The sequence below is a fragment of the Lysinibacillus sp. GW823-FHT06C08 genome, assembly GCF_058795135.1.
Genome location: NZ_JBXAHN010000008.1, coordinates 53,169 through 79,312, shown reverse-complemented (window position 1 = coordinate 79,312; position 26,144 = coordinate 53,169). Strand labels below are relative to the sequence as shown.

Genomic DNA, 26,144 nt, shown 5'->3' with positions numbered 1-26,144 from the left:
AGACATTTTGTAATGGCACACTATACACCTCTTTTATTTCCCCATACAAGGGCATGTAGCTGTGGCAATACTTTGACATCTTTTAATTCATCATCTTTCATCACTCTACCAATCAATGCATGATATTTTTCTAATAAATCGTTTATTAATCGTGAATTGTCAATCGTTGTGAGATCATCATTTCCAACTTGCAGATAAAAAGGAATCCTTGGAAATCGATGATGAATTTGTTTGGCAAAATCATAATCCTCTTGATTAAAAACGACTATTTTGAGTGAAATATTGTGATTTCTATTTCTCCCTTTAAGTTTTTCGAAAATATCAGCGAGCACCGAATGGTCAATGGTCATTCCTGAACTAGGTGGCTTTGGTGAAATTGTCAATTCATCAATGTCATACATCCAGTTTTGCCACCTACTGCCCTGTGTTTCCACTCCGATCTTTATGTCGTTTTCTTTTAAAATGGCAATAAGCGCTTCTAAATTGGGATAAAGGGCTGGATTGCCACCTGAAATCGTAACAAATGAAAAACCATGACCTCCAAGGCGCTTCAACTCAGACCAAATCTCTCCGGCTGTCATTTGAACGATAAGATGTTTTCCGCTCCCGTCCCAAGTAAATGCAGAATCACACCAAGAACAGGAATAATCACAGCCCGCCGTTCTTACAAACATGGTCTTTTGGCCAACTACCATTCCCTCACCTTGAATTGTAGGTCCAAAAATCTCGATAACAGGTACCTTACTCAACCTCCATCCACTCCCGTCTTGCTTCTGCATAACTTGTCGGAGTTTCATAAAGCCTGATAAACTCTACGCACGCACCGTTTTCTCTTTGTTCTTCATGCAAGGCCTCTACCAATTTTTCGTATATCCAAACAACGATATTTTCTGCTGTCGTATTCATAGGTGGAAGCGTTTCGTTTAAATAACGATGATCCAAATGAATGTCGATTTTTTGTTTCCATATTTTTTTGATATCGCCAAAATCAATCATCAAGCCACGTTCATCTGTATATCCGCTCAGTCCCAATACGACACGATACGTATGACCGTGTAAATTTTTACATTTCCCCTCATATTGATGTAAATGATGAGCAGCATCGAAGGTAAATTCTTTACTTACAAGCACACGCTTAGCATGATAGTTCAATTGATTGCTTTGAATATCTTCACCCATTTTTTGGAGCTTATCGACAATTTTAAAATCTAACATGCCTAAAACTCCTTCCTATTGCTTAAATAATCATCAAGCCCTTTTTTTCGCAGTTTACAGGCTGGGCATTCCCCACAACCATCTGCTATTACACCGTTATAGCAAGTCAATGTTCTCTCCCGAACAAATTCAAGTGCCCCAAACTGATCAGCAAGCTCCCATGTCTGTGCCTTATCTAGCCACATCAGCGGCGTATCAATCACAAAGGAATCATCCATCGATAAATTTAACGTTACATTCAAAGACTTAATAAAAACGTCTCGGCAATCCGGATATCCGCTAAAATCTGTTTCGCATACACCAGTTATGATATGCTTAGCTCCTACCTGGCTCGCTAAAACGCCCGCGAATGAAAGAAAAAGAAGATTCCGTCCAGGTACAAACGTCGATGGAAGCTCCCCATTTTTACCGTCTTCCACCTTAATGTCTTGCCGTGTTAATGCATTCGGAGCGAGCTGATTTAGGAGAGACATATCAAGAATGTGGTGCTTGATACCGAGCTCCTCTGCTATCAGCTTCGCACAATCAATTTCTAGACGATGCCTTTGACCATAATCAAAAGTGACTGCCTCAATCTCTGCAAAACGTTCTTTTGCCCAGAACAAACAAGTTGTACTGTCTTGACCTCCACTAAATACAACAATTGCTTTTTCCTGCTTCATCCATAAAAACTCCCTTTGATTGAAAAAACAGCACTCTAAGAAAAAGTGCTGCCTTCCCCTTAGTTTTTTTAAGAGGGTAGCTAAAAACCTCTTTTTAATTGAACTTACCAATTCCTCATTTATCGATTATCAATTTTTTCCGGATTAAGATCGTGGTTCATTAAACGATAACTTGCGATTTCCTCGTATTTAGTTCCTGGCATCCCATAGTTACACCACGGATCAATTGAAATCCCCCCACGTGGAGTAAATTTCCCCCAAACCTCGATATATCGTGGGTCTAGTAATGCAATTAAGTCATTCATAATGATATTAACGCAATCCTCATGGAAATCACCGTGATTTCTAAAGCTGAATAAGTACAACTTTAGTGATTTACTTTCAACAATTTTTTTGTCCGGAACGTACGAAATGTACATCGTTGCAAAATCAGGCTGATTGGTAAGCGGGCATAAACTAGTGAACTCAGGACAATTAAACTTGACGAAATAATCCCGATTGGAATGAAGATTATCCACTGCCTCCAATACCTCAGGGGCATACTCAAATGAATATTTCGTCCCTTGATTACCTAATAATGTTAAATCCTGCAGTCCTTCTTCATGGCTTCGACCAGACATAAAAAAACCTCCTTGTTAAATGTTTCCCAACACTTTTCAAGAGAGGCTTCACCCATTCGTCTATTCAAACATACGTCTAAACATAAAAAAGCCACGTCCAATATGGACATGGCATAGTGTCATGTTTCCATAGTTTTTTATAGAGGGTATCAGCTATGAACCTCTCCCGTTTAAGTCCGGGCATTCTTTTCCTCCATATAATACGAAAAATAGTACGAAACGTCAAATGGTTTTTTTCAAGCAAATTTCTCCGTCATACTTCTTTGGTAAAACAAACACAGTTATACTATCCTATCATTTAGCAGTACATGAAACCTTCAACTGAGCATAGATTTATTACTATTCGTATAAAATAAAACCTTAACAATTTATTTCTCGCTCTATTTGCGCAAAATTAGCTAGATAATGCTCTCTTGAAGCGAAATAGCTCCTAACATATTTTCAAACTAAAAAAAATCAACTACAATGTAAAAATGGTAGAAATTCTAAAATCTACCCAATTACCTTTATTTATACAAATTCACTATGAAGGAGCACGAAGATGAAAAAGAAGTTTTTATCCTTACTCATGGCCATTATAATGGTCCTATCAGTAAGTGTAGCGGTGTATGCCGATGAAAAGTCCCCACCAGCGACAAGAGGAGAGATTGTTAAAACCTTGTTGGTAGCAGCAGATGCATATCAATCAGGACTAAATAAAGAGGCGATTATACAAGGCTCAAAAAACAAGGATTTACGAGAAAATGAGCCAGCCAAGAAAGTTGAAGCCTTAGTTATGTTGAGCAGAGCGTTCGGCGAATTGCCAGAGCCTGTTGGCAATGATCTTCGCAGTGGCACATTTGGAGTTAAGTACACTGATGTACCTACTTGGGCTAAAAAAGATATCGATAATCTGACAAAAGCAGGCGTACTGACGGGCAACCCTGACGGCAAGTTAGGCGCAAATGACCCTATTACAATTGATGAGTTCCAAAATCTGATCGCCAGAATATGGACACTTAAAGGCTCCCACTTACATGACGATTTTTATGAAGCAATCAATAAAAAATGGTTAAATAGATCGACAATTCCAGTAGGAGAAATCATGGGCGGTGGTTTTCCTGAGCTTCAAAAACAGAATACAGATAAAATAGAAAAAATAATTACTGAGCTTTCTGGCAAACAATTTGCAGAAGGAACGAAAGAACAGAAAATTGCCGACTTCTATTCGACGGCATTGGATACAAGCAATAGAAATAAACAAGGGATTGAGCCTATTCAAAAATATGTAAAGGCAATTGATGATGCTAAAACCCTTGATGATCTTGTGCAAGCAGATCTTACCCTAGAGAAAGAATTGGGTCTAAGCTCACTATTTAGCTTTGCCATCATGAATGATGCGAAGAACAGCAGTAAAAATGCTCTGTATTTCACTGGATTAGCTACTGGTTTAGATAAGAACAGTTTTGTAAGCGAAGACGCTAATGCGAAAAAGGCCTATATTCAATATATGACTAAGCTTTTAGTCGTGTCAGGTGAGAAAGAGTCTGCTGCAATAGCATTCGCCGAGAAAATTTACGAAATGGAAAAAGCCTTAGCTTCCGTATCGCTTGATCCTCATGAACAAGGCGACGTTACTAAATACTATAATCCATATTCAATCGAACAATTCGATAACATGTTCAAAACCGTAGATATGAAACAAGTTTTGAAGTCGATGAAAGTTGACAGTGCAGATAAAGTAATCGTATTTGATGTGAAGCTGGCACAAAAAGGCGCAGAGCTCTTAACTGACACTAATCTTAATGTGCTTAAAGCCTACTCTAAAGTACAACTTCTTATGGCAACTGGCGGTCTGTTGTCAGATGAATTCGGAGATGCTGCTAATGAGTTTGCGGCAACATTATACGGAGTTACAGGGGAAAAAACAGATCAAGAAATCGCAGTAGCTAAGACAACTAGTACAATGAGCGGCTATTTGGAGCAAATGTATGCCGAACAACATTTTTCTCCAAAAGCTAAAAAAGATGTTGAACAAATGGTAGATCAGTTAATTGCTACGTATGAGGAAAGAATCAAATCTCTTGATTGGATGTCAGAAACAACAAAAGCTAAAGCCATTAAAAAACTGGATACGATGATTGTTAAAATTGGTTATCCAGACAAATGGGATACGACATTAGACAAAGTAGCGATCAAAACATATGACGAAGGTGGTTCGCTATTCTCTAATACCTTCACAGTAACGAAAGCTTATATTGATAACACGAAAGCCAAGCTAGATAAACCGGTAGATAGAACGCAATGGGTAACGAGCGTATATACGGTAAATGCTTTTTACAACGCTCTTAATAATGAAATTACGTTCCCTGCTGGTATTCTTCAAGCGCCTTTCTATGATATAAATGCTAAACCTGAAGAAAATTATGGTGCCATTGGCATGATTATTGGCCATGAAATCAGCCATGCATTTGATAACAACGGATCTGCATACGACGAAAATGGCAATGCAAATAACTGGTGGACAGAAGAGGACTTTAAAAAGTTCGAAGAGAAAAACCAGAAACTGATTGAGTTTTATAATGCTATAGAGATTATCCCTGGTGTTTTCAATGATGGTCAGCTTACATTGAGCGAGAATGGCGCTGATTTAGGTGGAATGGCAGCTTCACTGCAAGTTGTATCCCAAATGAGTAATCCAGACTATAAAGCATATTTCGAAAGTAATGCAGAAATGTGGAAATCCACTACTACAAAAGAATTTGCGGCAATGCTGAGCAAAAACGATGTACATTCAGCCAATAAAGTTCGAGTAAACCGCACGATTGTAAATTTCCAGGAATTCTATGATACCTATGGAATTAAACCTGGAGATGGCATGTATATAGCTCCAGAGGATCGAGTTTCTATCTGGTAAAACGCACAGTAGAACTACTCTTACATCCGTGTAAAAAAGTTCAATGACTGTCTGGAGAAGCTCTTTTTAGAGTAATACTGCTTTCTCTAAGATTGTTGTCATTAAAACAAATAGGCAGATTTAATCTACAGAGCTTGTGGATTAAACTCTGTCTTTTTGTTTTAAATTTATGTTGCTTCAATTCAATATACCATGGCTACTTTTTTCATTTTTGACAATCGAGTGGATGTTACTCAATCCATACCTTATGAAGCATCACAATTTGTACTTTATGCGGATAAAAAAACATCTTTCACCCACACTAATGGTGGAGGTGAGAAGATCATGGGTAATAATAAACATAAGAATAATAAAACACAAGACAACAAAAAACAACAGAATCAAAATCAAAATGCTAACAGAGAGCGTAAAAACCGAGAAGAGTTCGCTGAGGAAGTAGATTTCAGTCGTATTCAAAATGAAAAAAATAAGTAATTCATGTGGAATTACCCCCAATATTCACTTTATAAAGTTGAATATTGGGGTTTTTATGACTATCAAAAAAATGAAAATCATTTCTGGTTAGGTTGATTTTAGCAACTCTTTTAGACATTACCTAAATAGCTTCGCGTTATATTTTGGAGAACCATTTTTCCATTGTTACTGTATTTTTCGAATAACTCCGACAGTAAGTAAACGAATTCTTTATATTTTTCGTCATGTTTTTTGGGAGCATACGATGCTGATAAATTCCTTCCCAAGAAACCTTTATAATCAAATACTAAATCATTTTGATACTTTTTAAACTCATACTTTTCATCCTTAAAAAAGCTATTAAAAACGTCTTGGGTTTCTTCCATTCCACCGCTAAATCCTTTGAAATTTGAACATGTCCTTTGGCAAATTTCTGCATTCTCTTGAATAATCGGACTAGTTAAATCTCTGCTATTCCACACAAGAGCAACATTAGCCTTTTGCCTTACTATTCGTTGGCATTCAATTTTAAATGCTTTTTTATCAAACCAATGAAATGCCTGTGCAACTGTTACTAAATCAACGCTATTACCTTTTAAAGTAGTGTTTTCGGCAGTTCCTTTTATTGATTTAAAACGAGAATGTATGCTTAATGACTCCTCAGCCATCTTTCTCATGTCGTCATTTGGCTCTACTCCTATAACATTCATACCTTTTTCCAGCAGCTGACGGCTCAATATCCCCGTACCCGAACCAATATCGGCCACTATCTGTTCTCCTTTAAGTTGGTTAGCTGAAAGCAAGTCATCAATATATTCATTAGGGTAACTAGGACGATATTGCGCATATATTTCAGCCTTATCTGTAAAATTTTCAGTTGTTTTCATAGTACTACCTTCCTCCCTTTACTATTCAGTACGATTGGTTTTATCCAGAAAAATAGCTGCCTATATAAAGTGCTAAGTGTTTTTACAAATCATTAATACATTCCCATCTAGATCTTTGAACACAAAATAAAAATCATCCTGTATTTCTGTCACAAGTTCAACATGATGCTCCTTCATAAATTGATAAGAAGCTTGGAGATCATCCGTTACAAGCTGAATGGATGGGACTTGATAGGTGGCAATATCACCATCCTCTTTTCTCCACTTTGGCATAGCATCTAAAATTAATCCTGCCGTTCCTTCCATAGGTGCCACGAATAAATGTCCAAAATGCTCTTCTCCCCCTTCCAAACCCACTATTTTTCTGTACCATTCTATTGCCTTCTCTAAGTTACGAACTGGGATAAACACAGCACCGATTCTGTTTTTAATGGGCGTATTATTAGGTGTAGTCAACTTACATTCTCCTTTCATAAAGCTTTACATTTACTGTTGAATTCTACATCCCCTCATTTTTTCCCTCTATTAGTGAAGGTATATCACTATCGATCAATACAAACGAAAAAAAAAGCGTTAATCGAATGAGGATTAACGGCACAATGGTTTCTTTATTCTTATCTCTCATACTTGAAATCTAGCTTAAGACCATTCTTTATCTATCTTGATTTTCATAATAGGCTTCATCCGCATATTTTCGGTCAGTTCCTTTCAGATAGGCTAGGATGATTGATGGACGTTTAAGTAATATCCAATCTCCATTTTTATCAAATTTCCTACTTGAAGTGATCATTCCATTTTGAATGGTCCCAAATTTTTTCCCACTCTTTTTGCCCAACACTTTTAATCGTTTAGCGAAATCTGCATCTTCTGCCATAAGCATTTCTTCATTAAAACCATTAATCAATTTAAAGTCCTCTTTATAACACCAAAAGATCCCCACAGAAATAGCTCCATATTTAAAGAATAATGGGCCAATTAGTAACAAAGCTGAAACAAAAATTCCTAAGGACATTCTTTCAAACTTTCCTGTAACTCCGCCGCCAATATACTTTCCTGAGCTTAAATACTCCTCTGCCTTTGACAACACATGATCATTCATCAGTGTATCTGCATCAATCGTAACGATGATTTCACCTCTCGCTATTTCAACACCAGTGTTCCTTATCTTAGAAAGGTTCTTGTCGTCATTCTTTAATACGATACAATTATACGATCTTGCAATTTCCTCCGTTTTATCCGTACATCGATTTAATATAACAATGATTTCAACTTGATTTTCAAATGGTTTAGAAGCTTTTAAGATGGATTCTATGCATTTCCCAATGTACTGTTCTTCATTATGCGCGGGTATTACAATTGAAAATTTTATAGCCTCCTTATTTTTTTCTTCTAAAGAGTTCTCTTTTTCGCCCATACATTATCTCCCCTTTAAATGAAACCATTTTTATTTCTGTAACAGTGACTTGACACAAGAGTGAATGTTGTGGAAATGAAATCGAAGTGACACTATCTATTCATTCCCACTGCCAAACACCACCCTTATAAGGAATATTATCTCATTAAATATCGACCTGAACGAATCAAAATTTGAAATTTTTTCTAATTATTATGTATTGCAGTTTCAAGACACTTAGAAGTCTTTATCCGCGGCAAATTAGGAAATATTTTATACATTTATTGAGCTCTTAAAAAATGTAAAATAACGGCAATTAATCTTTCCGCTTTGGGAGCCATATCCTCTCATTTTAACTCTTCAAAATCACCATGGTTATTGTAATTCACTTTCTGGTCTCGCGACTAAGATTGTCTTATATTCTTCATCTGGAAAAGAAAATACTCTTTTATAACCAAAAATGGTACATTAATAAGGACTGAAAGTACGTTGTGTTGAATGAGCTCCACCATAAACTATTTTGAGAAGTAACGTGCGATGATGCTGCGGCTTTTCGTAAAAAGGACTGATAAGATGAAAAGATTTATGTGGACTATCAGCGACATACCAAGCTTGTAAGGAGTGCCGATACATCCCTTGACCTCTCTGCAAGCTTGGGTTTCTCAAGGGAGCTGATATGAATGAAAAATCGATTAAGGGCCTATATTCGCCATCAAAGAGAGCGAATGATTCAAAAGAAATGGGCTATTTTACAGAATATTATGTTACGGGAAAATGAATACATGCCTGTACGGGGTACATTGAGCAAAGGTAAAGTGCATTGCTCTTGTAGAATGTGCCGCTATGAGCAGTATCATTCGATTCCAAAAACCAAACATAAAGCAAGGTTAAAAGCTATGGAACAGGAAATAGACGAATATGTCTATTTCCTTTTAGCATGCTGTTCTTTCTTTACATGATCTTGCCCTTACAAAAAGCATATCGCTTGGAAATAAAAAATAATTTCCCGGGTAAGCGCAAGAAATGACAAGTTTAGTCTTCGCTAGCAACACTAAGCGACTGATTTCATCATTATCCATGACTTGCTTAAGTGATAAAGCAAGCATTTTCCCTCATACTATTCCATTTCATAATTAATTTCCACATGAATTGTATTTATTTCCTTACTAAGAATGTCTTGCCATCAATACGTTAATGTAGTGTTGTTCGAGCATCTGCCACTCTCCCTTCATCCTATATCAAATTTTCTTTAATAGACATATTGCCAAACCATCCTCCATATTCAATTCATATAATATTAGAGGAAATAAAGGAAGTTGCATTTTCTTGAAAACTTTCATTTTCTAGTGTGATAACAATCTACTTTTGGACTTGTATAACAACTTCGTAAATCTGATTTTCTCACTAAAGATTATTTTTTTGAAGGGAGGTGAAAAAATGGCACTTTCAATTATAAATATCCATGTAAATGTTACAGGAACTTCCACTAAATTCTTTAATATTTTAGCAGCAAATTTAGCTGTCACAGATGGCACGACTATTGCTGCAACTGCCTTTTTAAATGATAGTGGAAATGCCGCTACTGCTTTCCCAGTAGTCAATAATGGCTACTATAATTTCTATATTAATGGGGTATTACAGGAAGGTGGCTCCTATACAGTTTCTGCAACAGAGTTAACCTTTAACGACGTTACGGGTACACTCACTGCCGGTACGCCTTTAGTAATAGAAGCGGTAGAATTAGTTACACAAACGTAATAACTTAGTAATTCCCATTATTTTATGTTCGAGGGTCACTACATCCCCAAGTGACCCTTAAATTTCTTAAAGGAGAAATCACATTAATTTTTCTTATACTTTAATAAAGTAATAAACAAATAAAAAGTTCATAGAATAACATTGCATCATTCATTTGATTACGATGGATACTAAAATATTGAACGAAGGAGAATGACGATGAGCATTGAAATTATTAAACTCGCACCAACATTATTACATGTGTTTAAAGCTGGTGAGTTGATTCCAAAAAAAGAAAAGCGCATTATTTATGGACAAGCTACATCAGACGCAAATGGTATCGCTACCTTGTATGTTACAGACAATGCATTAGCGAATGGCAATCCTTTGTTATCAACTATTGATTTCGCAGTATCAAGCGTTTACTCTACAAATGCTTCGATTAATTTAAGACCTAGAGTACAAATGAGAGAGAAAAATATTGCTGCAAAATATGTCTCTGCTAATGTGACAAATATTAGTGGTGTGACGGTATTAGGCATTAGTGTATTGGGGTCTGAAAATCCAGTAAGCGGCGTTATTGTCGACTTTATGGTTCTAGGCAGCTTTGATCATTAATAGAAAGTATGGAGGTTTTTCATTGATGATGAAATAATGAAAAAAGGATCCCCAAAAAGAAGAGCCTTTTTGAACATCTTTACTTTATTGCAAAGGAATATTCAATTCAATATTTTTCCCAATAGGATTGACATAATAGTTTAAATATATTTTTGCCTTTCCATTATAATCTTCAAATTGTGTCGTTTCCACTACGTATTGCTCATCTCGTGAAATCGGAATACCTTTGAACTCTAACAGCGTGCCATCTTCTTTTATTGCATCAGAGAACATTAAAAATTCACCTTGATTATCCTTATTCATCTTTACTGATACACTTTGCTCCGCCGCGGAAATATCACCATTAAAATAGCATCACGTCCATAGCATCTTGCTCATTTTTAATATATGTAAAAAATATCCTCACCCATTTCAATAAGGGAAAGTATCACTTCATGATCCCCCCGTATAGCAGGCTGCTCTAATTCAAATTCCATCCTTTTCGCCTCCTTCCTCCATTAGACGGAGTGATTCTTCTTTTCGTTCAAAATCTGTAAAATTTTCTTTTAAATTGAAAGTGACAAGGTTCTTATCATAAGTATTTTTCACAAATAGAATAAAACCAGTAAAACACATCTTTCTGTGCCTTACTGGTTTTATAGAAACCTACATTTTATGAGTGAGAGAATTCCAAGCTCGATGTTTAAGTGTTCCCCTCTTTGTCATTCTCAGCTACTAAAGCGCAAAATGATGCATTTTTCTTTTTCTCGTACCCCCATGGTCATCGGTTATCCTGCTACCATTTGTAGAATCGTCGACCATTTTTTTGAAGAACGGCCGCCCCTATGATTCGACCACCACGTAAAACATTTATAAATTATTGTTTATCGTGTATACACACCTATGAAACCATCCTCATTCCCATTATTAAGAAGTTTGATTTCCTCATAGGGATTCTTCTTGTTACTTTCTAAAAGAAATAGCTTTTTGTTATTTGTGCTACTTCCTTCTGTAGTTGTATAGGTAAAAGTTAAAATTTTCTTTTCCTTATTATATTTAAAAGAGTAATCAGAGTAATTCTTTGTAGTTGAGTTTATTAAAATATATGTTTTATGTTCATTTTCATCGTAAGCATAAATTCCATCCTTTAACTCTTCTCCAAATATGTTAAGAACCTTCTTACCTTCTTCATGATTAGCATCCAGTTCTAGTACTCTTAAATTTTCTAAATTTGTATTTTCTGAATTTGTATTTTCTGAAAGAACAATTTCGGGATTGTTCTCTTCATAGTTTACATCCACTTTATAGCTGCAAGCCGTTTGCATTAACAATAATCCAAGTAAAGCACAAAATGTTAACCTCTTTTTCACGACTCTTTTTCCACCTTTTTATAAAATTTAATAATCTTGGTCAATACTTACATATTATACAATAACCTAAACTAGTATATACAAACATTGCCACTTAGTATATAATGGAAATTGAATTACAAATACAGGGGAGGTTGTTAAAAGATGACAGCAATTACTGGAAATAAGTTACTTAGTTCGTTGTTCTTTAGCTTTGTGTTATTTTTAGTTTTTAGTTGCAGTAGCCTTTTAGTCCATGCAGCCGAGAGTGATTCAGAATTACTACCCTTTGAAGATTTAGAATTTGTGACAGATGCTAGGTATAGCGTACCAACAGAAGACGGTGGCATGATTTTGTTTGAATCAGAAGAAGATTACCAATCTTATCTGAATAACAGCATACAACCTTTATGTGCTACATGTAATCAAACAACTCAGACAACACTTGAAAAATACACTGTTTCACGTGCATTTATTGGTTATCACCCCGCTACACCAGGTTGGGATAAAGTGAAAAGTGTATCCATCGCTGGTGGAATCACTTGGAGTATAAACGGCTCCTTTGCACAAGGTTCATCAACGTTCGGTATTTCATTTTCACATAGTTTTACGTCTACAAGGACTTATGAATCGCAGTACCCTACTAAATATATCCGTGTTGGTGTTAGAAAAGATGTTATTTACCACAAAGTAAAAAATGTAGTAAGAAATCCTATTGGTACAATTATCAACACGTATATTACTGAAACTGCAACCCCATATGGTGATACGTATACCGAGTTAATGTATAGAAATTAAGTAGCTATTAAACTGTTGTACAAGTATAAATATCATGTTACGAAAACCCAACTACAAACTTTTTTGTAGTTGGGTTTTTAAATTAACGAATGTATTGAAAGCAACTCAAGCACACTCTTTATTAATTAAAATAGAATAAATCCTTACGTCAATTGTGGGGTACAATCATACGTATCCCCCACATTCCTTGCTAGTTAAGCATTTCTAGACTTACCTAAAAATATTGTGTTCATAAACGTCAGGTTTTTAATTAAGCTTCTTTAATTTTGAAGAATGGTGTAGTTAAAGTAATTCTAATAATTATTTTTAAATCAATGTTTGTAATAAGGGGTTATTAAAGTAATTCAAGTGGGGTACAACAGCATTGGGATAGGACTTATGATCCTTTATTTTATAATTGATACTATATCTAAACTTTAAATAGACAACCCTACTATATAGATCATATTTTTCATTATTTTATAATCATCTCCTTTAGTATTAACTCCTTGTTATGTGTAACAATAATAAGTTGGCCAAGTTGTTTTTTTCCAAGGATTCGTGCCAAAATAAGTAGTGTAAAAAAAGAAAATAATGTTCTAAGAGTCATTTCCCAAAAATTAAGTGTAAAAAAGTGATCCATTCAATACTTAGCTCCTTAAACCGTTGTTGAATAATAGCATATACAAGAAACTCCTTCTAAAGCTAAATTTTTGAGAATTTGTTCAAAGATCATAAACCAGCCAATTCGAGCTGTAGCGTGTGCGAACGCTGCGGCTTTTTCTATGTTATAATTTACATAAAATACATAACGAGGTAATTTAATGGACATATTTACAGATATATCAATTGTAGGAAGTCTGTGGTTTTTTATACCACCACTGATCTTACTGCCAGTTGTAATGATAGGATGTGCAATGATTTATAAAATCCTATTGGGCAGCATTTTGCCAAAAAAGGTTTACAACTTTTTGCTTGGTCCTATTGCCCTGTTGGGTTTCATTATTTGGGCAATCCCAATGAACATGGGATTTTATGAGTTTTTTAGAGCTATATTATAGTCGCTCTTTTTCTATTCCAAAGGCAATAAACTATAGAACCTAAGTTAACTAAGCATATAAATAGTAGTGTTAAGCTAAACTAGTTTAACTTGAAACCTCTCGAATTGTTACTTAGGGTCACTACTATCCCGAGTGACCCTTTATTTTTTTTGAAAGCTGTAGCGTATGATGAAGCTGCGGCTTTTTTCTATTCACTTTTGTCGTATTAACAAGACCATTAACATTCGTCAGTATTTACCTGACCTAAATTGACATATAATAACGTCGGGGAAATAAGTTTCTTATTTTTATCGCTGACGGATCGCCGTGTGCGATGAAAGTCGCCTGCACGGTGAAGGCTCGTTATAAAACCTTGATATAGACAAGGTATAAAACGAGAATAGCTTAACACCACCAGCACCAAGCATCACCTCTGATTTTACGTCAACGTCAATTACTATATACTTGGAACCAAATGCAAATTTTAAAGTGTATCAAGTTATCAACGGAAATATTGTATTTTCTTATTATTTTCCTTTCCCAAATAACGATGGAATAATAACCCATCAAAATCCTCAATTTGTTTCTGGTTCATCTTGGTGCGTAACACAAGTTGTAAATGGAGTAGAGAGCCCTTATTCAAATACAATAACGTTTCCGTAAAATTTTTTTATGACCTCACCATTCGGTGGGGTTCTCTTGTAAAATATGGTGTATTGAAATGAAAAAAATTTACAACGTTGAATTAAAAGAAGATGATTATTTATTTATTACTGCTAACCTAGAACCAATTAGCAGTAATTATATATCTAAAATGTTTAATGCTTTAAAGAAGAAACATGATTTTGAACGTTTCTCAGCACATATTCTTCGCCATACATTTGTAAGTATTCTTATTGCAGAGGGAACCGCTGTAACTACAGTTGCAAAAATCATTGGGGATACTCCTGAAATGGTGATGAGGGTATATACACATTCCCTCGCGGATGAGGAATTAAAGGCAACACAAATTCTTTCTTCTTTAATTAAAATTGAATAAATCATGATAAACATCAAATTTGGGGTACAAAGTGGGGTACATTCATAAGTTATACCCCACAACCCTTGTTATATCAGCATTTCAAAGCCTATCTAAAAATATTGTGTTCGTAAAGATAGTCATAGGAAAGGTCAACAAACAAGTATTCATGTTCGTTGATAGCAATTGAAAAGGTTCTTGTAATTTCGCCTGTTTCAATATCACGATAAAGCTCAGAGATTTCGCCACTTTGATCGTTTCGCATTTTAATAATCGTTTGTAAGAAGTATGGGCGCCAGCTCCAATTTTTGTTGATGGCACGTGGCTGCAACTCCCAATTTCCCTCTATTCTCATGACGTTCGGCGTTAATTGGAAGCCATCCTCATTACAAATATATAGTCTGAAAGAATAGTTATCCAGTAATTCAGCTAAATGCTCTAATTGTGAGGTATTATCACTCGTTGGTTTCACACGGTGTACAATCGCCTCTAATTCTTCTCTTAATTTCTTTAGCTGCAAAAATTGTGCCTCTAGCATTTTCTTTTCAGACGTAATAAATTGCTGACATTCTTTTTTAAAGCGTTCCTTTAATACCTCTTTATCGACAAGATTCATTGCAGGATTGGCTAAATAAGGACCTTGATAATAGCGTCCTCCGTTTTTCCAAGCAAATTGTAGCTGATAAACCGTTTCAATATCTTCGAATAATAGATTCGCACCTATTTTATAGGCAAGACTGCCAATAGCAGAAATCATATCGGATTGAGCAGACCAAGAATCATAATTTAAATCACGTGTATTCACTTTTAAAATATGGGGCGCCAATAACGCAATATGCTCTAAATGACTTTCAGCTCCTACTTCCTGAACAGCGATTTTTACCCCAAATGTCGTAAAATACCTCAGTGCATGGTGCAGTTTATTAATATCTCCTAAAAATCGATGCTCAGATACGACAAATACAATGCGGTTTAAATCTTCTTCTTCAATATATTGTTGGATGATATTAAAATGACTTTCACCAAAATCTTGCATCAATAAATTGGGGTTACTAGGAATGTATATATCAATATCTGATGCAATTTCCCCAATTTGGGCTAGTGCTGCATGCAAAATTTTATGTTCCATATCTATTCGATATTCTTCTGGAATATCTTCATTATTAACGAAATCCTCTAAATTAATTTGCTGACCTTCAATTTGTAGATGTCCGGAAATTTCGTAGGCTATCACCGTATGCGCGTCTGCGCTAAATATCGGCTGATAATACCCATGTATTTGATCTAAATTCGTTAACACTTCAATTGCGTCCATCTTCGAAACCTCCATTATGAATAACCTTTTATTTGTTATTCAAAAATAACATTTCATAGTCTTTTAATAGCTAAAAAAATGCTCTCTGACTGTATAATAAGTTTTTTATTGTAAAATCGCAACTTCACTTATTAACATTTCTGGCGTATCTGTCTGAAATTTTCTCATCATCTTCGTTGTCAACCTTATAATTTCCCATCATTTCTAATGGGATAGGTTACTTTTTTACGCCATCTTGTCATTGTATGCTTTCGTTCTACCTAACATGTTATTTATTCAAGGCTGTTCGCTCTTTTTACTATTCATTATAATTTATGCTATGAGCTTCCCTAGCGGCTGGGATAAAGGATGATAATGATTCATAAAGTAGTCAATTACCTAGCATTAATGGACAATTTTATGAAAAAAGCAGTATTCCAAATGGTCAACTAAGCCCCTGATGGAATACTGCTCATCGTTATTCAGACATGAAGAAATACCAAATGACAGCTATCACTAGTAATGATAAGATAACAGCTATCGTTACACGTAGTGGTGATATTGGAGCATCCCCACCTACTCGACCCGTTTGCCCATTGACCATAAAGCGATAAATTTTCTCTTTATAACGGAAGGACGACAACCAAATCGGTAACATTAAATATTTGTATGTAATATCATCATGATTGGTCGAAAAACGTAAATTCGATACGACATCCGCGCTATTTTCCCAACGAATTTTTGAAGTGATCTGCGCTTGAAGATGATCATGGATATCCCTCTTGGCATGATTCCAGCCATCCTGTAAGCCAATGCTATATCGTTCAGACAAAAAGCCCGATACATACTCTGGTTTATAGGCCTTATTGTTTAAAAGATTAAAAGGCTCGATTTTTCGCATCATATTCTGATCATAGCGAGTAGTTGCACTTATTAAATGATCGTCGATAAATTCCTGATAAAAGCCACTTGTTGAATACCAATCTGTTTCTGTATGTGTTTTACCATCTTTATCTGTAACGGTGCGATGTCGTCCATATCTGGCAGAATATCTGGAGCTTGTTTTCGTATCAAATGTCCAGTATGGAAGATAGACCCCTTTAAAGGCATCCGGCCGAGCACTAATTTTGGCAGCTTTCGGTGTAAACAATCTACCTTTTATCCACTTTTGAAAATGTTCCCCAGCTTGCTTATCTGTTACTTCAAAAGCGCATACACCATTTGGGGCTAGTGTGTTTTCAGCACTTGCTTCCATGACTTGATGGGAACCACAGTAAGGACAACTGTCAGCCACCTGTAGTGCATCGTATATCGTTTCCGCCGCACAGGCTTCACAGATCACTGTTTTTTTCTCCACACCCCAATTGAAATTGCCTCGTTCCTCCGCTGTGAAAAAATCCATTTCTTGAGCAGCTTTTTCTTCTTCTTGCTCTGGGGTAGCTATTTCTGACTCAAAGCCACAATAAGGGCAAGAAAGCTTACCTGTCGCAGGATTAAATTCAATTGATGCACTACATGAAGGACATTCCGCATCAAAATCAAGCTTTACTTGTTTGACATTCTCAACTTCTTGCGTTGACATGAATCATCCTCTCCTTACTTCACGTCGTTTTCATCAAACACATCGCCACATTCAGGGCAGAATTTTGGCGGATTAGTAGGGTCTTCTGGCGCCCATCCGCATTTATCACATGCATATACTAACGCTCCTGTAGGTTTTTTTGCCCCACATTCACTACAGAATTTTCCTTTATTTACCGCTCCACATGCACATGACCAACCTTCTTCAACTGGTTTTGATGTCCCACAATTTGAACAGAATTTCCCAGTATTTTCATGACCACATGTACATGTCCACGCATTTGCTTCATTTGCTGTTTGATTTTGCATAGCCGCTTGGGCCATTTGAGCTTGCTTATTTTGTTCATTCAATTGATAAAGCTGACTAGCATTAACGCCACCAGCTTGTGCAGCCATGTTCATGCCCATAAATCCTGACATTGCACCCGCATCATTGTTGGCAGCCGCAATCATCGCATCTGCCTGTGCCCCCGTTAAATGAGCCGCAGCCATCCCAGGATCACGCATCACAGCATTGCGTTGTAATTGTTTAATCATTGCCTCATCTTCTTCAGACGCTTTTAGTGTACTAATGCCAAATGACACAACCGCTAGTCCTCGTGTCGCAAGCCATTTCTCTGATAATACTTTATTAAGAGCATCTGCTAATGCAACTGTATGGGCAGGTATTTCACTATAACGAACGCCGCTTGCTGAAATTTGTGCAAACGCCGGTTGTAGCGCTGTCATTAATTCTGATTTTAACTGGCTATCAATCGAGCCCCGAGTGTATTCACGCTCTACATTGCCACAAACATTTGTATAGAATAATAGGGGGTCTATAATTTTATAAGAATATTCCCCGTGACAACGAATGGCAATATCAATATCTAAGCCAATATTGCGATCAATTACACGGAAAGGGACAGGTGCAGGCGTTCCATATTTATTACCTACAATTTCTTTCTTATTAAAATAATACACTCGCTGATCTTTTGCAGGCTCTCCACCAAATGTAAAACGTTTGCCAATTTGCTTGAAAGTCTCCATAATCCCCTGAGACAGGTCTGAGCCATACATAATGGAAGGTTCAGTTGACGTATCATAAACATACTCGCCTGATTCTGAAGAAAACTCTACGACCTTCCCCTGCTCAACAATCATCATACATTGCCCTTCATTTATCGCAATAATAGAACCATTACTAATAATATTGTCATTCCCTTTATTTGACCCACGTTTGGACGTGCGCTTCACACCTTTAGTCACCAGCACATCGGCCGATAATGACTCACAATAGAAATATTCACGCCACTGATCCTCTAAAACGCCAGATAATGCGCCAATTCCCGCTTTTAATAAACCCATTTAATTTCCCACCTTCACATTGATGTTTAGCTTATTTTATCATCTATAAACAATATGTAATACGCATAATCAGACAAATTGTTTCACTTTTCTTTATTCACGCAAAAAAAAACGAGCAGCTCCTGTGAGAACTGTCTCGTTTTCTTTTATGAGAATGCCGCAATCGCTACAAGTCCCCAAGCGAAAATAAATAGCATTCCGCCTATGGGTGTAATCGCCCCAAGTTTTTTCACACCTGTCACTGCAAGGACATACAGGCTACCAGAGAAGAAAACAATCCCTGTAAACATTAAATATCCTGCCCATGAAAGCAGGCTAGAACTTCCTAAAAGCGCCTCATTCGAAAGAATACCCAACCCGATAATCGCTAATGCATGGTACATCTGATATTGCACAGCTGTTTCCCAAATGGCTGCATAATGAGGCGATGCAAATTTATCCTTTAGAGCATGCGCCCCAAAAGCACCTAAAATAACACCAATACAGGCCAAAACCGCGCCTAACGCTAAAAACATTTCCATCTATGGCTCTCCTATTTTGCCACAACGGCAATTTCTTTATATTTTGCATCCCAAGCAGGATCCACTTTACTTAACGATACCGGACGCAATGTATCCTTATGAGCTAAAATATGTACAGACTGTGCAGTGGCCGCCACCGTACCATCCTCATGTAAAATTTCATAGCCATAAGTTGTTCGTAACCGGTCATGCTTTTCTACCCAAGTGCGAACCGTTGCCACCTGCCCGTAATGCATCGCAGCCTTATAGGAAATCGATAAATCCATAACCGGCGACACATAACCATCTTCTTCTAATGCCGCATACTTAAAGCCCGCATCACTTACAAGCTGCGTACGTCCAATTTCCATCCAAATGATGTAGTTTGCATGATAGACAACGCCCATTTGGTCTGTCTCCGCATATCGAATCTCAATCTGTTTTTCACTCACAAACATTTTCTTCACCTCGTCCTACATTATAGCGTAAAAATGTTGATTTGGTGGGGTTTTTGCTCTACGGAAATAAGAGAGTTGAAAAATAAATGGAAGTTATTCTTGAATATCTAAAATAAATATGGATTTTTCTAAAATGAAATACATTTCATATAAACTCATATAAACACTTTTAAGTGGGGTACTTTCTGGGGTACCATCATTTTAAATAAAAGTATCAAAGTAATGAGCAGGTGCAATGTTAAATATTTTTATGTATTTCTATAGAAAACAAATTATTTCTTCCACAAATCATTGGAAATTTTCTGTACCTTTGAAATCTTTATCCCATCAGCTATCCATACATCCTCATCTTCACTAGACATTATACATTTATTTTAAATGGCGTTTATGCAACAATCGGGACAGGTTGTTGAGGAAAGTACATGGGAGACATATAAAGAACCCATTAATAATACTAAATAAAACATCCTCTATCTTGTATATTACATAGAGGATGTTTTTATTGAATATCAATTAAATTCTTGAATAAACCGAAACCTTATTTTTATTTTTCTAAAATTTCTTTCAATTGAGTTTCAAGCTTTTCAGCAGTCATAGCACCCCCGCCTAAGCTGATGTATTCATCACCTTTTTTCAATAAAAGTGTAGGATAACTATTAACGTTAAGTTGATGAACCTTTGTAAAGTCAGCATAAGCATCGCTTATAGTATCTTTTTCCTTCATCCGTTCAATAACTAAATCAGGATTAAGATTATGAGCAATAGCTATCTCCCTATAAGTTTCTTCAGCACTAAGGCTTTTTCCCTCGTAATAAAAAGCGTGTTGCATGGATGAAGCAAAATACACTGCACGTTCAAGTGCAATAGATCTTAATGCAGAAAACCCAATGGCTGCAACCTCAGAGTCCATAACAAAAGTTCCGTTTGCTAGAAGTTCTTGGTAAGCTTCACCATACACTACATCAGTAAGCTGACTTATGCGCTTATTTGCTTCAGGAATGTGAGGGTATTCATTTATAGGAAGACTTCTATCTCCTACAAATAAACCGCCGGAAATAATTGTTAATGGTAATTCTGGGTACTTTTCGTGCAAAGTACGAATACTTTTCGAAAAGCCATAACACCAACCACAATATGCATCCCATACATATACAAGAGAAATTTCTTTATCACTCATACTAAAAGCTCCTTTCAAAAGAATAATATTTTTTTGTACTTAGCGTTCTCCCACTACAGCGAAACGCTCATTTTTATGTTGTTGATTTTCTATTTCATCAAGTATTGCAAGAGCATAGTCTGCATAGCTAATGTAGCTTTCACCTGTTGAGTTTAAGATAATTTGATCTTTTCCTTTTTGGTAAGAACCTTTTTTCTCACCTTCTGGGTCAAAAACACCACCTGGGCTAATATAAGTCCAATGAACACTACTAGTATTTCGAAGATCCTCTAGGTTTTCGCCCATATATTTTGCAGTTGGGTAATAGGCTTCTGGAAAACCTGGTGATTCAAATTTTTTCATTGTTTGAGATTCATCTACATACAAACTTCCTGCACCGCCTACTACAATTAATCTAGTTTCAGGAGCATCTTGTAATGCATTAATTAAAACTCTACCAGCTTCCACATGTTGTTGTTCTTGTCCATTGGGAGCCTTAAAGGCATTTACCACTACATCAAATTGATTAAGGTCTTCCTTTTTTGAATCAAATACATTTTTCTCTAATATTGCCACTTGTTCATGAGATACTTTAGCAGCATTACGAACAATAGCTGTTACTTCATGTCCACGACTAAAGGCTTCTTTAAGAATAAAACTTCCTGCTTTACCATTTGCTCCAATAATACCGATTTTCATGTTAATCCCCCTAATTTAAATAGTTATTCCCTGATAATTTTAGAAAGTTTTAGCTAAATATTTTGCACGAGCAATAGCATCTTCTTTAATTTCTAGTGCTCTTTCAGGCACTTTATTATGTCCCTCAACGAAGAGTCCTTCTAAAGAAGGAACACCAAAGAAATTCATCATTACTTGGAGATGACGATGACCCATTTCAAGTTCTGCAGCTGGACCTTCAGAGTAAAAACCACCTCGTGCCTGTATGTGCAATGCTTTTTTGTCTGTTAGCAACCCTACTGGCTGTCCGTTTTCTGTATATCTAAAAGATTTACCTGCTACAGAAACTGCATCCAAGTAAGCTTTCATAACGGGAGGATATGAAAAGTTCCAGAATGGCGTAACAAAGACAAACTTGTCAGCCGTAATAAACTGTTCGTTTATTTCACCAAGGCGAGTTACTTTTAATTTCTCTTGCTCTGATAGATCCTCGAAGCTTGACCCTGATCTAAGCTTTCCCCACCCACTAAAAACATCTGCATCAATTTGAGGGATATTTTCTTTATATAAATCAATGTGAACTACTTGATCGTTAGGATTAACTTCTTTATACGTATCAATAAACGCTTTTCCTGTCGCCATACTGTAAGATTTTGATTCATCATGTGGATGTGCTGTGATATATAATACTGTTGTCATTTTGTAATACTCCCTTTCTTCCAAAGCATAGTAATAGTTTTATTAAATACAAAGGGTTATTAAGTTGTAACAATAATTGTTACACCCTTCTGTAACGATTATAGTTACACCTTATACGAATGTCAATAATCTTTTTTCAGTAATAATCTTTTTAAATAATTATTTGGATATTATCTAATTGACAAATAAATATATGTAACTAATATTATTACATGAGGGGTGATTTGCATGATAAATATACGTCTTTCTGTAGCGATCCATGTATTATCGTTAATTTCTACAGACTCAACATTATCATCTGAAAAGATTGCCAGCAGTGTAAATACAAACCCTGTTGTCATAAGACGAATTAGTAGTGACTTAAAAAAAGCTGGAATTCTGACTTCTAAAGTTGGCGTACCAGGTTCTTCCTTAACTCGAGACCCTAGTGACATCACTTTATTTGATATTTATAAAGCCGTTCATCTAGAAAAAGAGTTGTTTCCTATACACAATAACCCTAATCCTGATTGCCATGTAGGTAAAAAAATTCAACATACACTGAATGTAACCTTTGAAAGTGTACAAACCGCAATGGAAAACGAGTTAAAGAATAAAACTCTCGAAAGTGTTATGAATCATCTCAATGAATAGAGATGATTTTTTTTATTAATTAATATTTAGATTTGATTTGGAGGATAATAGCTTCTTATATTAGGTGTGTTCCTATACGAAAGAAGGCGAAAAAGGGATAAGTTTGAATAAATGTACTTAAAGTAACAGGTGCAAGAGTTCAATAAGTGAGTTATTTAAAATGAGTAATGAATAAACATTATTATTCAATAACGGAGGCTTTAGTTCAAAAAGGAATTGGAAGTTAGATTTTATAATTTTTAATGTAAAGAAGAACCTATTTCAAAAATAATATTTTAACCCCGCCCTTGCTTAGAACAGGGTTATGCTTGATTGAAAATTAATTAGTCTTTGTACTGAACTATTGTTTAATCTCCTTTAAGTAGTTAAAAATTAAATTTTCAACTTGTGTTTTTAGCGCTTGTTTTGCGTACCGTAGTACTACATCTTCTCCAGGATTCTTCACCACAACGTCGCTAAAATATTGATCTATATGATCCACCTAACTATTTCGATTCTTTGTTTAGTCAACATGCGCTTTTTATTGTAGTAATCAGGCCTTATAACTTTTAAAAGGACATCAACTATTTCGATATAGACCTTGGACATCTTAAGATTCCCTAGTTTATCGTAGTCATTTTGTAAAGACTTTACTGCCATCTCCAAAAGGATAAATTGATGTACATCTCTCCGTTCTTCAGGCTTAATCATCGTCTACGAATGATGCTTTTTTTTGAATTAGATCATATGTAATTCGTTTTATCGATAAATCTGTATCTAATAATAACTCTTTTTTGTACGTATCAATGCCAGTTACCAGCCCTACATGGTCATGTAGTTTATAGTGGTCCTACAGCGTTAATTTACCTAATTTCTGCAATTTAAACGCTCGCTGTACAGTTTGCTCTATCTCCTCTAATTCCCACGATCATGTAACATACAAATCACTCTCCATTATTAATCGATATCTAAAATTTTTAGGATATCTAAGAAATGCACTTTGTGAATATTCATGTACTTATCTTTAATATGGATTAATTTAGTGTTTGCATCCATTTTTGAGACGGTCCCTGATAGCGAATCTTCCTGCTTATAAATGGTGAATACCTTTGTCTGATTACCCTGCATAGCTTCAGTTAGGGAGTTTGCGATTTCCTCTAAATCAAATTCATCTCGCTCGGGTTGTTTTGACTCTTTTTTTTTGTAGGTGTTTTTGTTTTAGCTGCCATTTTAACCTCTCCCTTAACAGAGCATTCGTTTGTATATATCAGAACATATATTCGCTTTTTAGCAAGATAAAATGGCTGGAAATAAAAAAGGCTATCGTATTTGATAACCTTTAAAATCTTTCTTTGAAATTGACAGCTATAATATTCTCATCTCTGTGGACCATTCTAATTACGTTGTAACCCTGTTCCTTTAAAAGGTTTAGAGCCACATCATCTTTTAGTGCTTCATGTACTTCGTGTGTTAGATGTAGCTTGATAAACCTATAATTGGTACATGGTCAGGTTCACGTTTAATAAAAATTTTACTGGTACTATTATATCGTAATTTTTAATCCACACCCCTTTACAAATAGTTCTACAGAGACAGTGAAAACCCTTCCAGTTAATTGATAATCGATTTATATATACAAAACATATCAAATTCCCTAAAATGGTAAATAGTAGATAGATAAATTGAGGTGGAAATTTATGAATAAATGCCCTAATTGTTTAGCCAGTAACCCTTTTAAGAAAGTATATAGAGATGGTTTAGTATTTGTAAAATGTGAATATTGTAATACAATCTTTGAAGATACTTCAACGAGAAAAACGAGAGAAGTGTCAGAGAGAGTACGAAACGAAGTCCAAAATGATGTGCAAAAAGAAAAATCTTCAGGTAAGGCTCTAGCAATTGGGATAGGACTTATGATCCTTTATTTTATTATTGATACTATATCTAAACTTTATTAAATTATAAAATAAAAGTTTGTTATATGAACAAGGGTATTTATGCTATCTCGGTCTTTCTGTTAAAAGAATGAAAAAAGCCCCCATAAAAGTTAGATTGATGTCTAACTTTTACGTGGCAGTTCAAGTCGTTATTAAAAAGAATAATTTATTTTAAACAAACTTCCTTATCATTCAACCAATGTGCAAATTTCAATAAAATGTCCATCTGGATCTGCTACATATGCAACTGTTTGTCCCCATGGTTTTGTAGCTGGTTCCTTTATGATTGGTACACCCTGTTCACGGAGTTTCTCGATTGTTGCAGACACATCTTCAACAACAAATGCGATTTCAAAAGTTTGAGTTGACGAAGTTAATTCAGGTACATCTAAACCTATTTCTTCTTTGACAGATTTACGCGTATTAATCGATAGAGTTGTTACACCAGTGTCGAATTCAACATATGTATCTTGTTGCATTTTGATTTGCAAACCTAGAATGTCTTTGTAAAAACTCATCGTTTTTTCAAAATCATTTACGTAAAGAATGATATATTTCATAGTTAGTTTCACTTGCTTCTCTCCCACTTTTGGTTTAAATACCAGATTATAGTTTATTAACCATATAATTAAAGTATTGCTTGGACAAGTATAACATTCGATATTTATTTCTTTCAACTTGCAGGCATTTTTAGCCTTTTATATTAATTAAGATACCTAATCTCTTAAAAAAATATGGGCTGGCCATGTCTGTCATGCTCCGAACAAGTTTGTTCAGCGCAGGTCGGTCGTCGGTCGGTCTTTCTCTAATATTTTGGTTTTTATAAATACCAATATAGGAAAGCCTTACCGGGCCGACCTACTTCCTAGCTTACATCATATTTTTTCTTTCACAAAACATGATACATGTTTTCATTTGTTCCTTTTGTTACATCTGTTCCTTTTGTTACTCAATCGCGCCCGATTGTTGAAGATCGTTTCACCTAAACCACCAGCAATTGTAATATAGGATTGAGAAGAATACAGATTTAGAAAGTCTCCATATACAGGTTTTTATTCATATAACATCCCTACAATGTTTTCTGCAAAATTTTGAAAAGTCTTATTGTAAACTCTCTTTATATACCTTTGTATAAAAAATGTATAAACAATATCCAATGAAAAAGCCAAGTAACGTTTGTTTTACAGCGTTTCTTGGCTTTTGTGTCTACCCAAACTTTTATTTGGGAACGTTATTTC

31 protein-coding genes, 1 pseudogene and 1 riboswitch are annotated in these 26,144 nt (G+C 35.6%); of the genes and pseudogenes, 10 read left to right on the top strand and 22 right to left on the bottom strand.

The window, feature by feature from the left end; genetic code table 11:
- Positions 1-20: 20 nt before the first annotated feature.
- From queE to queF, 4 genes are all read right to left on the bottom strand, one after another.
- Complete coding sequence (gene queE, locus AC1Q6O_RS17525) at positions 21-749, bottom strand: 7-carboxy-7-deazaguanine synthase QueE (protein WP_008177449.1); 729 nt, start codon at positions 747-749, stop codon at positions 21-23.
- Positions 742-1,215, bottom strand: coding sequence for a 6-carboxytetrahydropterin synthase QueD (gene queD / locus AC1Q6O_RS17520; RefSeq protein ID WP_089986994.1), 474 nt, complete (start codon positions 1,213-1,215; stop codon positions 742-744). Before queD ends, queE begins: the two co-directional genes overlap by 8 nt.
- A gap of 2 nt (positions 1,216-1,217) precedes the next feature.
- The gene (gene queC, locus AC1Q6O_RS17515) at positions 1,218-1,877 is read right to left on the bottom strand and encodes a 7-cyano-7-deazaguanine synthase QueC (protein WP_107922640.1); all 660 of its coding nucleotides are present in this window, start codon (positions 1,875-1,877) and stop codon (positions 1,218-1,220) included.
- Between the two features lie 119 nt (positions 1,878-1,996).
- A complete protein-coding gene (gene queF, locus AC1Q6O_RS17510) occupies positions 1,997-2,497 on the bottom strand; it encodes a preQ(1) synthase (RefSeq protein ID WP_492401841.1) in 501 nt (166 codons plus the stop codon).
- A 123-nt stretch (positions 2,498-2,620) separates the two neighbouring features.
- Positions 2,621-2,667, bottom strand: a riboswitch (PreQ1 riboswitch).
- 371 nt (positions 2,668-3,038) lie between these two features.
- Here queF and AC1Q6O_RS17505 point away from each other — a divergent pair.
- A complete protein-coding gene (locus tag AC1Q6O_RS17505) occupies positions 3,039-5,393 on the top strand; it encodes a M13-type metalloendopeptidase (protein WP_090002734.1) in 2,355 nt (784 codons plus the stop codon).
- Positions 5,394-5,615: 222 nt separating this feature from the next.
- The gene (locus AC1Q6O_RS17500; protein ID WP_128472292.1) at positions 5,616-5,867 is read left to right on the top strand and encodes a hypothetical protein; all 252 of its coding nucleotides are present in this window, start codon (positions 5,616-5,618) and stop codon (positions 5,865-5,867) included.
- 110 nt (positions 5,868-5,977) lie between these two features.
- On the opposite strand, the gene AC1Q6O_RS17495 is transcribed toward AC1Q6O_RS17500, so the two are convergent.
- From AC1Q6O_RS17495 to AC1Q6O_RS17485, 3 genes are all read right to left on the bottom strand, one after another.
- Positions 5,978-6,733 (bottom strand): class I SAM-dependent methyltransferase, encoded by a 756-nt coding sequence (locus AC1Q6O_RS17495; protein WP_107922684.1) that lies wholly within the window; start codon positions 6,731-6,733, stop codon positions 5,978-5,980.
- 72 nt (positions 6,734-6,805) lie between these two features.
- The gene (locus AC1Q6O_RS17490) at positions 6,806-7,207 is read right to left on the bottom strand and encodes a VOC family protein (RefSeq protein ID WP_008177431.1); all 402 of its coding nucleotides are present in this window, start codon (positions 7,205-7,207) and stop codon (positions 6,806-6,808) included.
- Between the two features lie 178 nt (positions 7,208-7,385).
- Positions 7,386-8,147 (bottom strand): glycosyltransferase, encoded by a 762-nt coding sequence (locus AC1Q6O_RS17485; protein WP_090002736.1) that lies wholly within the window; start codon positions 8,145-8,147, stop codon positions 7,386-7,388.
- 659 nt (positions 8,148-8,806) lie between these two features.
- Here AC1Q6O_RS17485 and AC1Q6O_RS17480 point away from each other — a divergent pair.
- The 3 genes from AC1Q6O_RS17480 to AC1Q6O_RS17470 all read left to right on the top strand — a co-directional run bounded on the left by AC1Q6O_RS17480 (position 8,807) and on the right by AC1Q6O_RS17470 (position 10,481).
- Positions 8,807-9,085, top strand: coding sequence for a hypothetical protein (locus AC1Q6O_RS17480; RefSeq protein ID WP_239354727.1), 279 nt, complete (start codon positions 8,807-8,809; stop codon positions 9,083-9,085).
- A 478-nt stretch (positions 9,086-9,563) separates the two neighbouring features.
- The gene (locus tag AC1Q6O_RS17475; protein WP_043990304.1) at positions 9,564-9,884 is read left to right on the top strand and encodes a DUF4183 domain-containing protein; all 321 of its coding nucleotides are present in this window, start codon (positions 9,564-9,566) and stop codon (positions 9,882-9,884) included.
- A 198-nt stretch (positions 9,885-10,082) separates the two neighbouring features.
- Positions 10,083-10,481: a hypothetical protein gene (locus tag AC1Q6O_RS17470; RefSeq protein ID WP_043990302.1), complete on the top strand. Its 399-nt coding sequence runs from the start codon at positions 10,083-10,085 to the stop codon at positions 10,479-10,481.
- Between the two features lie 84 nt (positions 10,482-10,565).
- Here AC1Q6O_RS17470 and AC1Q6O_RS17465 read toward each other — a convergent pair whose 3' ends face one another.
- The 3 genes from AC1Q6O_RS17465 to AC1Q6O_RS17455 all read right to left on the bottom strand — a co-directional run bounded on the left by AC1Q6O_RS17465 (position 10,566) and on the right by AC1Q6O_RS17455 (position 11,830).
- Positions 10,566-10,784, bottom strand: a complete 219-nt coding sequence (locus tag AC1Q6O_RS17465; RefSeq protein WP_008177421.1) for a hypothetical protein — start codon at positions 10,782-10,784, stop codon at positions 10,566-10,568.
- A 162-nt stretch (positions 10,785-10,946) separates the two neighbouring features.
- Complete coding sequence (locus tag AC1Q6O_RS17460; RefSeq protein ID WP_258955268.1) at positions 10,947-11,069, bottom strand: hypothetical protein; 123 nt, start codon at positions 11,067-11,069, stop codon at positions 10,947-10,949.
- A gap of 275 nt (positions 11,070-11,344) precedes the next feature.
- Positions 11,345-11,830 carry a hypothetical protein gene (locus AC1Q6O_RS17455; protein WP_492401835.1) on the bottom strand — a complete coding sequence of 162 codons (486 nt, stop codon included), beginning with the start codon at positions 11,828-11,830 and terminating at the stop codon, positions 11,345-11,347.
- A 144-nt stretch (positions 11,831-11,974) separates the two neighbouring features.
- On the opposite strand from AC1Q6O_RS17455, the gene AC1Q6O_RS17450 reads away from it, so the two are divergent.
- The 3 genes from AC1Q6O_RS17450 to AC1Q6O_RS17440 all read left to right on the top strand — a co-directional run bounded on the left by AC1Q6O_RS17450 (position 11,975) and on the right by AC1Q6O_RS17440 (position 14,665).
- The gene (locus tag AC1Q6O_RS17450) at positions 11,975-12,607 is read left to right on the top strand and encodes a hypothetical protein (RefSeq protein ID WP_008177415.1); all 633 of its coding nucleotides are present in this window, start codon (positions 11,975-11,977) and stop codon (positions 12,605-12,607) included.
- An 803-nt stretch (positions 12,608-13,410) separates the two neighbouring features.
- Complete coding sequence (locus AC1Q6O_RS17445; protein WP_008177407.1) at positions 13,411-13,647, top strand: hypothetical protein; 237 nt, start codon at positions 13,411-13,413, stop codon at positions 13,645-13,647.
- Positions 13,648-14,347: 700 nt separating this feature from the next.
- Positions 14,348-14,665: a tyrosine-type recombinase/integrase gene (locus AC1Q6O_RS17440; RefSeq protein WP_239354728.1), complete on the top strand. Its 318-nt coding sequence runs from the start codon at positions 14,348-14,350 to the stop codon at positions 14,663-14,665.
- 88 nt (positions 14,666-14,753) lie between these two features.
- Here AC1Q6O_RS17440 and AC1Q6O_RS17435 read toward each other — a convergent pair whose 3' ends face one another.
- From AC1Q6O_RS17435 to AC1Q6O_RS17400, 8 genes are all read right to left on the bottom strand, one after another.
- The gene (locus AC1Q6O_RS17435) at positions 14,754-15,959 is read right to left on the bottom strand and encodes an EAL domain-containing protein (protein ID WP_492401832.1); all 1,206 of its coding nucleotides are present in this window, start codon (positions 15,957-15,959) and stop codon (positions 14,754-14,756) included.
- 457 nt (positions 15,960-16,416) lie between these two features.
- Positions 16,417-17,520 carry a TFIIB-type zinc ribbon-containing protein gene (locus tag AC1Q6O_RS17430; protein WP_171365001.1) on the bottom strand — a complete coding sequence of 368 codons (1,104 nt, stop codon included), beginning with the start codon at positions 17,518-17,520 and terminating at the stop codon, positions 16,417-16,419.
- Between the two features lie 14 nt (positions 17,521-17,534).
- Entirely contained in the window at positions 17,535-18,866 is a 1,332-nt protein-coding gene (locus tag AC1Q6O_RS17425) for an SPFH domain-containing protein (RefSeq protein ID WP_089986986.1), read from the bottom strand.
- Positions 18,867-19,012: 146 nt separating this feature from the next.
- On the bottom strand, positions 19,013-19,387 hold the full coding sequence (locus AC1Q6O_RS17420; RefSeq protein ID WP_492401829.1) for a DUF423 domain-containing protein: 375 nt from the start codon (positions 19,385-19,387) through the stop codon (positions 19,013-19,015).
- An 11-nt stretch (positions 19,388-19,398) separates the two neighbouring features.
- The gene (locus AC1Q6O_RS17415) at positions 19,399-19,824 is read right to left on the bottom strand and encodes an acyl-CoA thioesterase (RefSeq protein ID WP_036126381.1); all 426 of its coding nucleotides are present in this window, start codon (positions 19,822-19,824) and stop codon (positions 19,399-19,401) included.
- 544 nt (positions 19,825-20,368) lie between these two features.
- Positions 20,369-21,001, bottom strand: a complete 633-nt coding sequence (locus tag AC1Q6O_RS17410) for a DsbA family protein (RefSeq protein ID WP_008177398.1) — start codon at positions 20,999-21,001, stop codon at positions 20,369-20,371.
- Between the two features lie 39 nt (positions 21,002-21,040).
- Positions 21,041-21,679, bottom strand: coding sequence for an NAD(P)-dependent oxidoreductase (locus AC1Q6O_RS17405; protein ID WP_492401827.1), 639 nt, complete (start codon positions 21,677-21,679; stop codon positions 21,041-21,043).
- A 39-nt stretch (positions 21,680-21,718) separates the two neighbouring features.
- Positions 21,719-22,357 (bottom strand): FMN-dependent NADH-azoreductase, encoded by a 639-nt coding sequence (locus AC1Q6O_RS17400; protein ID WP_492401825.1) that lies wholly within the window; start codon positions 22,355-22,357, stop codon positions 21,719-21,721.
- Between the two features lie 228 nt (positions 22,358-22,585).
- Here AC1Q6O_RS17400 and AC1Q6O_RS17395 point away from each other — a divergent pair, with 228 nt between their 5' ends.
- The gene (locus AC1Q6O_RS17395) at positions 22,586-22,990 is read left to right on the top strand and encodes an Rrf2 family transcriptional regulator (protein WP_008177395.1); all 405 of its coding nucleotides are present in this window, start codon (positions 22,586-22,588) and stop codon (positions 22,988-22,990) included.
- A 340-nt stretch (positions 22,991-23,330) separates the two neighbouring features.
- On the opposite strand, the gene AC1Q6O_RS17390 is transcribed toward AC1Q6O_RS17395, so the two are convergent.
- From AC1Q6O_RS17390 to AC1Q6O_RS17380, 3 genes and pseudogenes are all read right to left on the bottom strand, one after another.
- Positions 23,331-23,471, bottom strand: coding sequence for a hypothetical protein (locus AC1Q6O_RS17390; protein WP_008177394.1), 141 nt, complete (start codon positions 23,469-23,471; stop codon positions 23,331-23,333).
- A complete protein-coding gene (locus tag AC1Q6O_RS17385) occupies positions 23,459-23,629 on the bottom strand; it encodes a YhjD family protein (RefSeq protein ID WP_492401922.1) in 171 nt (56 codons plus the stop codon). Before AC1Q6O_RS17385 ends, AC1Q6O_RS17390 begins: the two co-directional genes overlap by 13 nt.
- 297 nt (positions 23,630-23,926) lie before the next feature.
- A pseudogene (locus AC1Q6O_RS17380) lies at positions 23,927-24,160 on the bottom strand (YolD-like family protein); the annotation flags it as partial.
- Positions 24,161-24,666: 506 nt separating this feature from the next.
- Here AC1Q6O_RS17380 and AC1Q6O_RS17375 point away from each other — a divergent pair.
- A complete protein-coding gene (locus AC1Q6O_RS17375; protein WP_008177390.1) occupies positions 24,667-24,927 on the top strand; it encodes a hypothetical protein in 261 nt (86 codons plus the stop codon).
- Positions 24,928-25,094: 167 nt separating this feature from the next.
- On the opposite strand, the gene AC1Q6O_RS17370 is transcribed toward AC1Q6O_RS17375, so the two are convergent.
- A complete protein-coding gene (locus tag AC1Q6O_RS17370) occupies positions 25,095-25,466 on the bottom strand; it encodes a VOC family protein (RefSeq protein ID WP_043990323.1) in 372 nt (123 codons plus the stop codon).
- Positions 25,467-26,144 lie beyond the last annotated feature (678 nt).